The sequence below is a fragment of the Microbulbifer marinus genome, assembly GCF_900107725.1.
Classification (GTDB): Bacteria; Pseudomonadota; Gammaproteobacteria; order Pseudomonadales; family Cellvibrionaceae; genus Microbulbifer; species Microbulbifer marinus.
Genome location: NZ_FNQO01000001.1, coordinates 22,925 through 35,103 on the forward strand (window position 1 = coordinate 22,925; position 12,179 = coordinate 35,103).

Here is a 12,179-nt window from a genome sequence, read left to right on the forward strand (position 1 = left end):
TTGTTGGTTCGGTTGTGATCTGGTCTGCTCCTTTTCCCAAACCGAGTCATTCGTTACTGTCCAGATGTCACTGCTGGCGGCTGCGCTGAATTTAATTTTCCCGGGCCGGCATTCGCGAGCGAAGAGCAGCTTTGTCCGAGCTTTGCGGCCGGGGAGGGCAGTAGATGCACGACACCACTTTCTCTCGCCCGCTGACGTTTGCGCCGATGCGCCTGCGCCGGCAAGTGCTTGCCGCCCTGCAGTGCGGCATGGCGCTTTCCGGAATCGGAGCGGCTTACGTTCGCATGCGCGGCGTCAGCGGCGCCGTCATTCTGATGTATCACGGCATCACCGACCGGGAAGACGAAAACTGGATAGACCCCCGGTTTGCCGTCCCCGTTTCAGTATTCGAGCGCCAGATGCGTTTCCTCGCGAGACATCGCCGGGTTATCTCGCTGGATGAACTGTTGTCACTGATCGCCGCGGGCAGCTCGCCCCCGCCAGGCACGGTGGTGATAACATTTGACGACGGCTATCGCGGCGTTTTTACCAAGGCCGCGCCGATTCTCAAGCGCTATAACCTGCCCGCAACCCTGTACCTGGCAACCGGACAGGTGACCCGGGTCGAAGCACAGTGGATTGATACTCTCTACTCGCTATTTAACGCGCGCAGTTGCGACCTGCTCCATCTAGCGGAGGAAAATTTGGGGCCGGTTAATCTGGCCGATCCCGGGAACGCCCGAGCTAGCTACCTGGCGCTGGCAGATCGGCTGTTGCCGGCCTCCCAGGGCCAGCGTGAAAAAATATTGACGGAAATCGCGCAGCAGCTGCGTCCGCTACGCGCACCGCCACCGCTTACCCTGTCGTGGGAGGAGGTGCGGCAGTTGCGCCGGCTCTTCCCCGGCATCGAAATCGGCGTGCACACCCGGGATCATATCGATCTTACCGCCTGCGAGCCGCAGGTTGCCGTTGAAGAAGTCGCGGCATCGGTCGCCGATGTACGACAGGCACTCGACCTGGTGCCTAAGCATTTCTCCTTCCCCTATGGCCGCTCGAATTCCGCGGCCCGCAGCGCCGTAATCGCGGCGAATCTCAGCTCGGCAGCGGTTACCGATCCTGCGGTACTCGTGGATTCCGACGGGGATCCTTACGCAATGCCACGACTCTCGGCGCCGTCGAGTATGGCTCTGTTTCCGTTCTATACCAGTGGTGCTTATCCGCAGGCGTCGCTCGAGGTCTTTGGTCGCGCATGAACAATTCCAATGTCAGTGTCGTTATCGTCACCCACAACTCCATAGGCGTGCTGCCGCGGGCGCTGAATTCAATCAGGCCATCCTATGAGTCGGGTCTGGTTGCCGAATGCCTGGTGGTCGACAACGCGAGTATCGATGGCACCGCCGAATGGGTGCGCAAGCAGCATCCCTGGTGTCGTCTGATTGCTGACGGTCGTAATGTCGGATTCGGCCGTGGCTGCAATATTGGTATCGAGCGCACGAGGAGCGAGCATATCCTGCTGTTGAATCCGGACGCGACACTGGCGAGCGGGGACTTGCAGCGGATGGTCGACTTTCTCGACGGGACGCCACGCGCCGGCGTCGTCGCGCCCGCGATCCGCGAGCCGGACGGTGGCCTGCAGGCGGCGGGTGGCTTGCTGACGCCGACATCGCTGGTGCAGAGTGTCCTCGGCGCCGGTGCGGACGAGGATCTGCGGCCAATCCATCCGGGCGATCCCCCATTCAAAACCTGTTGGGTCTGCGGCGCGGTGGTATTGCTGAAGCGGCAGATGCTGGAGCAGATCGGCAACTTCGATCCACGCTTTTTCCTGTACTTCGAGGAAACGGACCTCTGGTTGCGGGCGCGCAATGCCGGTTGGCAGATCTGGGCACTGGGAGAAGCGGTGGCGACCCACGAAAATGCCGCCAGTGCAAAAACCACCGGCAAAAAGCTCTACGCCGATTGCATAGCTCAGCACTATTTCGAAAGCCGTTTCTATTATCTGTGTAAACATTTCGGCTGGCCCGCCGCCGCTCTGGCGGAACTGGCTGAAATCGGCGTCCTTGCGGCCAAGGCCGGCGCCCGATTGTTGCAGCGGCGGCCCGATGACACCCTGCGAGCGCGAATCAAAGCACCGATCCTGCGTACACCAGCGAGAGGTACGGCGCAGTGAAATACTCGCTGATCGAGGTGGCCGATCTGACTGCCGAGCACCGCGAAACCTGGCGGACATTGCAGCGAAGCACCGCCTGTCTGCGGAGCCCGTACTTTTGCCTGGAATTCACCCTCGCCGCCGCGGCCGTGAGAAATGACGTGCGGGTTGTCGTATTGGAGGAAGGCGCCGAGGCGGTGGGCTTTTTCCCTTTCCAGCGGGGGCGCTTCGGTGGAGGCCGGCCAGTCGGCGGCGCACTGTCAGATTACCACGGGGTGATAGTGGCGCCCGGTGCCATCTGGGATGTCGAAACACTGCTACGGTCCTGCGGACTCGCCTACTGGGAATTCGATCACCTGATCGCGGAGCAGGCGCCGCTCGACCAGTACCACAGTCGCTGGGCACTGTCGCCGGCACTCGATCTGTCCCAGGGTTTCGGCGCATATCGCGCGCGGCGCCGCGCCGCGGGGGCGGGGCGCTTTTTCCAGCTGGAGCGCAAGGCGCGCAAACTTGCGCGGGAAGTGGGGCCGCTCCGCTTTGTTGCGCACACGCACGACAGGGAGATTCTGCAGCAGGTTTTTCAGTGGAAGTCAGAGCAGTGCCGGCGCAGCGGTGTCGTGGACTTCTTCGAACACGAGTGGGCCAGAGCGCTGGTAGAGCAGCTGTGGACAACGGAAACCGGCTATTTTTCCGGGCGTCTGTCGGCACTCTATGCGGGCGAGAAACTGGTTGCCGCTCATATGGGTATGTGTTCGGGGAGCGTCTGGCACTGGTGGTTTCCGGGTTACGACCGCAGTTTCGGCAAATATTCGCCCGGAGGAATCCTGTTGTGCAAGGTGGCCGAAGAGGCGGCTGCGCAGGGGCTGCAGCAACTGGATCTGGGTAAGGGTGACGATCCCTACAAAAACAGTTTTGCCGACTGCGCCAATCCGGTGGCCGAAGGTTGTGCATGGCGCCCCTCGGCCGGCAACGCTTTCCGCCGGTTGGCGAACGGCAGCGAAAACCTGTTGCGGCAGAGCCGCTTGATTGAGCCGGTGCGGCCGATTCTGCGCATGGCAAAGCGCTGGACGTACCGACAGCGCTTTGCCTGATCAGCAATAGCTGCAAATGCATTGGCACGTGAAATCCCAATGCCAGAGACACCCTGTATGGGCGGGGAAGCATACACAGGTAGTCGCAGTAGCTGATGCGAGTTTTTACCGGTTTTCTTCCTGCTATCCCAGTGGCGAACTTGGCCTGCGCTATGCTTTAGCGGAACAATAACAGCGTTAATTTCTCCAAAGCCATGCGTATCGCATTCCTGACCAGTCAATATCCCGCGACGTCTCACACTTTCATTCGGCGAGAGGTATCCGCGTTGCGCAGCTGCGGCTTGGATATCTGCACTTACTCGGTACGACAACCGGAGCCCGCTGAGCGAAACGCCGAAGAGGAACAGGCAGAGTTCGCCTCTACCTGGTATGTCGTTCCCCCACGGATTGACCTGCTGTGGGCGCATTTGCGTGGAGTGGGGCTGCATCCAATCGCCTACGCCCGTACATTCGCTGCGGCCCTGCGTCACCGGGTACCCGGTTATGTCGCGCTGTCGCGTGCGGTCCTCTATTTTGGCGAGGCTGTCTACCTGGCGGAGCGTATGCGCGCTGAAAAGGTTGGTCATATTCACAATCACTTCGCCAATCCCGCGGCGACGGTAGGGCTGCTCGCGTCCCGCTATCTGGACCTGCCCTGGAGCCTCACGCTGCACGGTATCAGCGAGTTCGATTATCCCGCCGGACAACTTCTGCCGGACAAGCTTCGCCATGCGGATTTCGTCGCCTGCGTGGCGCACTTCACGCGGGCGCAGGCGATGCGCATGGTGGAACCGGAACACTGGCCGAAGATGTTTATCAATCGCTGCGGGGTCGACGTCGACAGAATCCGTGCGACAGAACCAGTGACAAACTCTAGCGGCCGCGTACGTATTCTGTGCGTGGCGAGGCTGTCGCCAGAGAAGGGGCTGGCCGGCCTGATTCACGCTCTGCAGTTGTTGCTGGAGCGCGGCGTGGACGCCGAACTGCGGTTGGTCGGTGACGGGCCAGATCTACAGCGACTTCGCGTGCAGGTGGAGGGTCTGGGGCTCGGCGAGCGGGTGTCGTTGCCGGGCCGTGTGCCCGAGTCGGACGTCCCGCAGGAGCTTGCCCGCGCAGATATATTTGCCATGGGCAGCTTTATGGAAGGATTGCCGGTGGTATTGATGGAGGCGCTCGCGCTCGGTGTCGCCTGTGTTGCCCCCCGCGTGGCGGGCATTCCCGAGCTGCTGGAAGACAATGTGAGTGGGCTGCTGTACAGCCCCGGCAACTGGCCGGAACTGGCCGATCGGCTGGAGGCCCTCGCGCAAGACGCGAAGCTGCGCAGGCGCCTCGCGGAAGCCGGACGCGCGCGTGTGGCTGCTGAGTTCGATATTCACGCGGCCGTGCGGCCTGTCGCCAGCCGCCTGTCGCTGCTGGCGGCCCGGGAACAGCTGGTGCCGCGGGAAAAGCGGGGCGCACTGGGTACCGCAAAGAGATTGGCGCGGGATGCGATAGGGCGGGTACTCGCCCTCAGTGGCCAGAGTCGCGCGGCGGTTCGTCACGGGGACAATCTTACCGTAGTGACTTTCCATCGGGTTTTGCCCGAATCGTTGCGCCGCCAGTATCCGTTTCCAAGGTTGGCGGTGACACCGGAAGAACTGCGCTGGTTCCTGGATTACTTTGCCCGCCACTATAGCTGCGGCAGCCTGGCGGAGTGTCACCGCCGTTTTGCCGCCGGCGAGAGACCGCAAAAGCCGCTGCTGGCGATTACCTTTGACGATGGCCAGCGGGATAACTTCGAATACGCACTGCCGGAGTTGCAAAGGGCCGGGCTCAACGCTTCATTTTTCGTTCCCACCGGTCACGTCGCGCGGGGGGATGCGATTTGGCACGACGCCCTGGGCTTTGCTGCGCTGGCCGCGGCCAGGTCTGTGAAAGCCCGGAAAGCCTTCGAGCAGCGACTAAGCCAATGGTCATTGCAGTTGCCTGCGGGGCCGCGCCCACTGGATCGGCTGGTGGAGTCGGTCAAGACTCTGCCACCGAGCGATCGCCGCGAACTGATCGACGACCTGCGCTGCGCCGTTCCCGATGCAACAGTACCGCCCTGGGCGCTGCTGATGAACGAACGCCAGCTGCGTTGTGTGTGCGATGTCGGCCATGAGGTCGGTTCCCACACGATCAACCATGTGATGTTGCCGCAGTGCGATGCCGACGAGCGGCGGCGTGAGCTGGCGGAATCCCGTAATGTGCTGGAGAGCTGGCTCGACCAGTCCGTGGATTCCTTCTGCTATCCCAACGGTGATTGTGACGACGCCAGTGCACAGGCGGTTGCGGAGGCGGGCTATAGCCGAGCCGTCACCACAGCATCGGGAGTGAATACGTCGGCGACCGATCCGACGCGCTTGCACCGCCATGATCTCGATGCCTTCGCGGTGCGCGATCAGCTTACGCAAAAGTTGTCGGCGCCGCTGCTCGCCTTTCGGCTCAGCGGCTGGTTTCCGGGTGTGTGACGGCGAGCGCGATAGGTCAGTGACGAGAAACAGGGGAGCCATTATGCGATACGCAGCGATAGTGCTGGCCGCCGGATTTTCACGCCGCTTCGGCGGTGACAAACGCCTGGCCTGTATCGACGGCGAGCCGATGTTACTGGCGACGCTGCGCAATCTGCAGTTGGCACTGGCCGGTAACTGTCGGGCTGATCTGCAGGTTGTCCTGCGCGCGCGGGACGCGGTTGTTGGCTCGATGCTGATGGGGCTGGTCCGCGAGCAGCCGGGCTGTCTGGCGCGCGCGCCGGTCTGGCCGGTGGGAATGGGGGTGAGTATTGCCGCAGGGCTGGACGTGCTGTTAGAGCGCGGCTGCCGGCCGGATGCCGTGGCAGTCTGCCTCGCCGATATGCCGTTTGTCCGGCCGGAGACGTTGCGCTATTTACTGCTCGCAGCGACCGCGGAGACTATCTGCCTGCCGGTGTACGGCGGTCGCCGCGGTCACCCGGTAGTGTTCGGCAAGGCGTTCTTTGCCGAGTTGTCAAAACTCCGCGGCAGGCGCGGCGCGGAGAAGATTCTGCGTGCACATCCACAAGCGGTGCGGGAGCTGGTCGTGGAAGATCCCGGCGTTAGCCTGGATATCGATCGGCCTGAGGATTTCCATGCGGCAGCGCGGCGGGATCCAGCCGGTAGAACTGGCACAGCTCTCGATACAGCAGAGGATGTGCTTCTCGCACCGCCCTGGGGGTAGTGAAAAAACTCTCTGTCGCCACCGCGAAAAATTCGGCTGGTGATTCGGCGCCATAGAGATCGAGCACTGCCGGCTCCGCTTGGACCGAAGTTCCCGCAACTGCGCGCTGGCGCAAACGCGCGAACTCTGTGCCGAGTACTGCGGCCCAGTTCTTTCCTTCGCCAGCGTTCTCGAATAGCGGGCGCCCATCGTAGTAGCCGTCCTCTTCATCGATTTTGTGCGCAAACTCGTGCAGCGCTACATTGCGCCCATTCTCCGGGTGTAGAAGATCCTCTTCCAGGTCGGCCCACGACAGGACCACCGGACCGCGGTAGTGCGCCTCGCCCTCCCGGGCGCTGTGGCCGGTCGTTTCGATATAACCATCGCGATGGGTTTCGGGGGCGACATAGGTATCGGGGTAGAGCAAGACGGTGTAGAGATTGGGGTAGCATCGATTTTCTCGGCCCAGCAGTAACAGGCAGGCATGGGCCGCTACGGCAATGCGCATCCGTTCAGAGACTCGCAGCCCTTCACAGCCGACGAACTCCTTGTCGTGCAGAAAGAAGGCGATATTGGCCTGCAACTCCCGTTGTTGCGCCACCGGAAGGTGTGGGTACAGGTGCAGGCTTTCCTGCAGTAATTGCTGCTGCTGCGGGTTCAGGGTTTTCGAGCGCAGGTAACGGCTGCGCCAGGTTCGGTAGTAGTGGGGGACCAGCCAGAGCAGGATTGCGAGCAGGATAATGGCCAGAAACGTCGTCATCAGTTGGCAGCAGTCACTTGCGAAGGAATCGGTTCGACGATTCTAGGGAATTCCGTACTCGCGCGCGAGCCGGTCTATATCTTCCTGCGGGCGCCGCCTCTTGGTGCACTTGATCCTGAAATGTTGGCTGACATTGCTGTCGATATCGCTCGGTATCAGCCGCCTGATTTCCGCACAGTAGTCGCCCTTGCGGATAAAGGTACCGTTTGCAGTCATCAATTCAGTATTACCCGATACAAATTTCTGCACCTGGTTGCGCTCGTGCGAGAGCTTCGCGGCCAGGCGTGGATCGAAAACGGTGGAGCGGGATCTGGCCCCGCCCTCCAGAGGGTGCATTTCAATCGGTTGTTGGGATGACACTGGTTTATCTCGGTGGGAAATGTCGGCTTCCTGTTGTCTTTGGATTGATTCTGCCGGCTTGGTGGGGCGCTGTTTCGCATCGGCTGAATCCGTTCTCCTTGCAGGCGATGAGGGCTTGGGTGCTGATTCCAGGGGCGTGGGCTCTCCGACCTCTGCTTGTGGCACCGTTGTTGGCCCTGGCTCCGGCAGTTGTGTAATCGTCAATCGGAGCGTTGTGTGGCGGGCAGCGTGATCCTGTAGCAGGGGAGAGGGTAGTGCCAGCAGGGTGACGTGCAGGGCAACGGCGATCAACAGTGCGCCACGTGTGCGCCATGCCTGGGAGTGGATCAGCGGGGCGTTGGCAGTTAACTGAATGCTCTGTGACACGGCTGGGGTGCTGCTTTCCGTAGCGAGAGAGTCCTGTTTATTTCGAGTAATAGTGAAGGTGGTTGGTTCCCCGTAGCGGACGATTGTCTTCCGCTTCCAACGGCCGAAGATGAGATTTGGCCACAAAAAAATGTCCGGTGGTAATATGCGCAAGTCGCGGTTAGCCGTAACGGCGCGCGAAGTCTTATCAGGAACACACGGAGAAGTAAGTTGAAACAAGAATTGGTGGAGATCTTCCTGTCCCATCAGTGGGTCACGATACCGATATTTATTTTGCTCGTGATCGGTGTGACCCTGTGCTGGTTTGGGGGCTTAGTGGCCGCCTTGACTGCACTGGGGAACAAGAGGTGGCTGTGGGGCATAGCCTCGATTGTATTGGGCCCGATCACCGGACTCCCCTACGCACTGATTCACCGGGAAGCCGAATACGCGAGATCTCTGATGGTGAAAGGGCTCGCGCTATTCCTGGCAGGACTGCTGGCGGCCGCTATCGTGTGGCTTGCATTCCGCTAGTGACGGCGCTTTGCCGAGTGCGCTAGCCGCGGGCGAGAGCAGGTGGCCGGCCTCCGGGGTATTCACCTGCGGCGGGCGGTGTCCCGGGGCCCGCCGGAATCGAAATATGGCTATCTTGAAGATAGGGCTTGCAAAGCGCCGCAAGGCGCGGCAGAATGCGCGCCCTATCGAGCTTCACCGGCATTCCCCGGGAGGCCCAGAAGCTCGGTAAGCTGCGGATTTCTAAGGCATTTTTTCTCAAAGAGGCCTGAAAAAAGAGTTGACTCCGCCAAGCCAACTCACTATAGTTCGCAACCACAACGCGCTCGTAGCTCAGCTGGATAGAGTACCTGGCTACGAACCAGGCGGTCGGAGGTTCGAATCCTCCCGAGCGCGCCATACAAAAAAAGCCCCATCCGCAAGGATGGGGCTTTTTTTGTATGGCCTGCTCGGTCGGTGAACGAACCTCCCAGGTTCGACAAGCTCGCGCCAGCGAGCTTGGACCGAGCGCAGCGAGCCCGCAGGGGCAAAACACGCCCAAGCGTGTTTTGAGTCAATCCTCCCCGTCCGCCGAACGAGAAAGTGACCACGCAAGGATGGGGCTTTTTTTGTATGGCCTGCTCGGTCGGTGAACGAACCTCCCAGGTTCGACAAGCTCGCGCTCGCGAGCTTGGACCGAGCGCAGCGAGCCCGCAGGGGCAAAACACGCCCAGCGTGTTTTGAGTCAATCCTCCCCGTCCACTGAACGATAAAGCGTCCAATCCCGGGTCGGACTTTTTTGTTCGTGTATCCGAACGTTCGAAACCTCCTCACGCCCGAAAGCCGCCAAACCTAACCCTGCCTCCCCATCCGGCGCCGACACTGGGGAAACTATACTGGTCCCAGTTGAACTGCACCTATACGGAGTGCGGGCTCCAGCGGTCCGGGCTCTAACTAGCCGACAGTTTCCCGCCACAGGCACAGCGAACCACATATGGCAGACGAGCAGGGCGAAGACAGAAAACCAGACGAAGAGGGCCCGCCGCCCCGGCCGCAGCGGCCACCGCCTGCATTCGGCTGGGGGCAATACCTGATCTGGATCTTTTTTGTCATCCTGATAGCCCAGTATTGGTCCAGCACCCTGCAGAATCAGGAGCGGGAAACGCTCTCCTATACCGAATTCAAGGAGAAGGTGCGCAGCGGTCAGGTGGCCAGCGTGATACTGCAGGGCGACCGCATTTCCGGTTCGTTCGAGAGGTCGGCGGAGGGGCAGATTCCTTCCGGTGAACCCCGTGCCAGCCGCTTTGTCACCATATTGCCGCCGGTGGAGGATCCGGAGCTGATGCCGTTGCTGGAAGAGCAGCAGGTGGAGATCCGTGCCGAGTCGGCGCAGGCGGACCTGTGGACCCGAGTGCTGATCGGTTTTCTGCCGTGGATATTGATCATCGGCCTGTTTATCTGGGCCAGCCGCAGGATGCAGGAACGTATGGGCGGCGTCGGCGGTGGTGGGGCCTTCGGCTTTGGCCGCTCCCGGGCCAAGCGCTTCGAGCGCGGCGAATCGAATGTGACTTTCGACGATGTGGCCGGCCTGGCCAATGCCAAGCGCGATCTGCAGGAAATTGCCGGTTACCTTAAAAACCCGGAGCACTACCGCAAGCTGGGGGCGAAGATTCCCAAGGGCATTCTGCTGATGGGCCCGCCGGGTACCGGCAAGACACTGCTGGCCAAGGCGCTGGCCGGCGAGAGCGACGTACCCTTCTTCAGTATCAGTGGTTCCGAATTTATCGAGATGTTCGTCGGCGTTGGCGCGTCGCGGGTGCGGGATATGTTTGCCAGTGCCAAGAAAGAGGCGCCGTCGATCATCTTCATCGATGAAATCGATTCGGTGGGCCGCGCCCGCGGCACCGGCCTCGGCGGTGGTCACGACGAGCGCGAACAGACACTGAACCAGATTCTCGGCGAGATGGACGGCTTCGATCCACACGAGGCAGTCGTAGTGATCGCCGCCACCAACCGACCGGATGTGCTCGATGCGGCGCTGATGCGCCCCGGTCGCTTCGACCGCAAGATCACCCTGGACCTGCCGGACAAGCACGCGCGCAAGGCGATCCTGGAGATCCACTCGCGCGAGGTGCCGCTGGCCGACGACGTCGACTTTGAGCGGCTGGCGGCGCTGACGGTGGGCTTTGCCGGCGCCGATCTGGAAAACCTGATCAACGAGGCCGCGCTGCTCGCCGGGCGCGAGGACAAATCTTCGGTGGACATGACGTGCATGCTGCTGGCGCGCGACAAGGTGGTGCTGGGCAGCGAGCGGGAGATGGTGATCGGTGATGAGGACAAGAAAACCATTGCCTACCACGAGGCCGGGCACGCACTGGCGGCGAGCCTGCTGCCGAATGCCGATCCCCTCGACAAGGCCACGATCATTCCCCGCGGCCGCAGCCTCGGTGCCACCGAGCAGATTCCGGAGGAAGAGCACCACAGCCTGCGCGCCAGTTACCTGCGCGACCGCATCGGCGTGATGCTCGGCGGGCGGGTGTCGGAGCAGGTGGTGTTCCACGAGCTCAGCTCCGGCGCCGAGGAGGATTTGAAACAGGCCACCCGTCTGGCGCAGCACATGGTGACGCACTGGGGCATGAGTGAGAAGCTGGGACCGGTGGCTTTCCGCCGTGGGGAGGAGCATATTTTCCTCGGCCGCGAGATGGCACAGCAGAAGGATTTCAGCGAGCACACGGCGGAGATTATCGACGAGGAAGTCGTCGACCTGATTCGCGGTATCGAGACGGAGGTGCGGGAATTGCTGGAGAAACACCGCGACAAGCTGGATGCGCTGGCGCAGGCGCTACTGGAGAAGGAGACGTTGGAAGCGGGGGAGATCCAGCAGATTATTCACGCCAAATAACCACCGCCGCCTTTCTTCTCTGACGGTACCGGACCATAAGACATGCCCGTGATTTCGTGGCGGCCCTGCGCATTACGGGCTCTGCGCCCGTCAGTAAAATTTGTGAAATCCTTGACGCCGGTATCCAGTGTTGGCGCTGATAGTCAATCAGCGGCCCTGGCATTGTGGGCAGAACCAGGCAGTGCGCCCGGATACCTCAACGGTTTTAAGTTGTGTATCGCAGCCGGGGCAGTGGCCGCCTTGTTTGCGGTGTGGTAGCAGGAATGACGGCGGTAGTTCTTCCGGATCGGCTTTCTTCTCGATCGCCGTTTGCAGGATTGATCGAAGGTTTTTGTGCAGTCGCTCGAGGCCCTTACGGTCCAGCGCGTCCAATTCACGTTTTGGGTGTATGCCGCACTGAAAGAGTATTTCATCGGAGTACTCGTTGCCGATACCGGCGATGCTGTGCTGGTCCATCAGCCAGGATTTGATACGGCCATGCCGCTCATTGCCCATGCGAACAAACTCGTCCTCGCTGATTGCCAGCGCATCGGGTCCCAGGTCCTGCTGCCTCACCCAGGCTTCGGGGGAGTCGCTGAGTGCGATGCGTCCCAGCTTGCGCGGTGCCACATAGTCGAGTTGGTAGCCGTTTTCGAATTCGACAGCCAGCTGGGTATACTCGGGTGGTTCGCCACTGCGCTTTCCATAGTCCAGTCGACCACTCATACCGAAGTGCAGTACCAGCCACTTGCCGCTGCTCAGTTCGGCAAACAGGTACTTACCGTGTCGCTGGGTTGATTCAAAGCGGTTGTGCTTCAGCGCGCGCCCCAGGCCCTGGGGCGAGGTTTTGACCAGCAGCGAGGGGGACTGCACATGAGTGCCAGCAATACATTGATGCAGCGAGGTCGCGTTGAAGTAGTGGCGAAAATATTCGACGTCGGGCAGCTCTGGCAT

Annotated in this window: 9 protein-coding genes, 1 tRNA gene and 1 pseudogene; 8 read left to right on the forward strand and 3 right to left on the reverse strand. The window is 61.2% G+C overall.

Features of this window, described 5'->3' with window-relative positions; all coding sequences use genetic code 11:
• The first annotated feature begins 164 nt into the window (after positions 1-164).
• The 5 genes and pseudogenes from BLW36_RS00095 to BLW36_RS17440 form a co-directional block, all read left to right on the forward strand.
• Positions 165-1,232: a polysaccharide deacetylase family protein gene (locus BLW36_RS00095; protein WP_091383754.1), complete on the forward strand. Its 1,068-nt coding sequence runs from the start codon at positions 165-167 to the stop codon at positions 1,230-1,232.
• On the forward strand, positions 1,229-2,146 hold the full coding sequence (locus tag BLW36_RS00100) for a glycosyltransferase family 2 protein (protein ID WP_091383755.1): 918 nt from the start codon (positions 1,229-1,231) through the stop codon (positions 2,144-2,146). Before BLW36_RS00095 ends, BLW36_RS00100 begins: the two co-directional genes overlap by 4 nt.
• Entirely contained in the window at positions 2,143-3,216 is a 1,074-nt protein-coding gene (locus BLW36_RS00105; protein WP_091383757.1) for a GNAT family N-acetyltransferase, read from the forward strand. Before BLW36_RS00100 ends, BLW36_RS00105 begins: the two co-directional genes overlap by 4 nt.
• A 281-nt stretch (positions 3,217-3,497) precedes the next feature.
• Positions 3,498-5,684, forward strand: coding sequence for a glycosyltransferase (locus tag BLW36_RS00110; protein WP_170833068.1), 2,187 nt, complete (start codon positions 3,498-3,500; stop codon positions 5,682-5,684).
• 43 nt (positions 5,685-5,727) lie between these two features.
• A pseudogene (locus tag BLW36_RS17440) lies at positions 5,728-6,237 on the forward strand (nucleotidyltransferase family protein); the annotation flags it as partial.
• Between the two features lie 49 nt (positions 6,238-6,286).
• On the opposite strand, the gene BLW36_RS00120 reads toward BLW36_RS17440, so the two are convergent.
• Positions 6,287-7,147, reverse strand: a complete 861-nt coding sequence (locus BLW36_RS00120; protein WP_091383763.1) for a M90 family metallopeptidase — start codon at positions 7,145-7,147, stop codon at positions 6,287-6,289.
• 42 nt (positions 7,148-7,189) lie between these two features.
• Positions 7,190-7,873, reverse strand: a complete 684-nt coding sequence (locus BLW36_RS17045) for a hypothetical protein (protein ID WP_139304775.1) — start codon at positions 7,871-7,873, stop codon at positions 7,190-7,192.
• Between the two features lie 210 nt (positions 7,874-8,083).
• On the opposite strand from BLW36_RS17045, the gene BLW36_RS00130 reads away from it, so the two are divergent.
• From BLW36_RS00130 to ftsH, 3 genes are all read left to right on the forward strand, one after another.
• Positions 8,084-8,386: a hypothetical protein gene (locus BLW36_RS00130; protein WP_091383766.1), complete on the forward strand. Its 303-nt coding sequence runs from the start codon at positions 8,084-8,086 to the stop codon at positions 8,384-8,386.
• A gap of 301 nt (positions 8,387-8,687) precedes the next feature.
• Positions 8,688-8,764, forward strand: a tRNA-Arg gene (locus BLW36_RS00135).
• A 574-nt stretch (positions 8,765-9,338) separates the two neighbouring features.
• Positions 9,339-11,246 carry an ATP-dependent zinc metalloprotease FtsH gene (gene ftsH, locus BLW36_RS00140; RefSeq protein WP_091383768.1) on the forward strand — a complete coding sequence of 636 codons (1,908 nt, stop codon included), beginning with the start codon at positions 9,339-9,341 and terminating at the stop codon, positions 11,244-11,246.
• A gap of 147 nt (positions 11,247-11,393) precedes the next feature.
• On the opposite strand, the gene BLW36_RS00145 is transcribed toward ftsH, so the two are convergent.
• A complete protein-coding gene (locus BLW36_RS00145) occupies positions 11,394-12,179 on the reverse strand; it encodes an Fpg/Nei family DNA glycosylase (protein WP_091383769.1) in 786 nt (261 codons plus the stop codon).

Bases quoted from the DNA above. Each gene is read 5' to 3' on its own strand.
- BLW36_RS00145 (WP_091383769.1), bottom strand. From the start codon at position 12,179: ATGCCAGAGCTGCCCGACGTCGAATATTTTCGCCACTACTTCAACGCG.
- BLW36_RS00095 (WP_091383754.1), top strand. From the start codon at position 165: ATGCACGACACCACTTTCTCTCGCCCGCTGACGTTTGCGCCGATGCGC.
- ftsH (WP_091383768.1), top strand. From the start codon at position 9,339: ATGGCAGACGAGCAGGGCGAAGACAGAAAACCAGACGAAGAGGGCCCG.
- BLW36_RS00120 (WP_091383763.1), bottom strand. From the start codon at position 7,147: ATGACGACGTTTCTGGCCATTATCCTGCTCGCAATCCTGCTCTGGCTG.
- BLW36_RS00100 (WP_091383755.1), top strand. From the start codon at position 1,229: ATGAACAATTCCAATGTCAGTGTCGTTATCGTCACCCACAACTCCATA.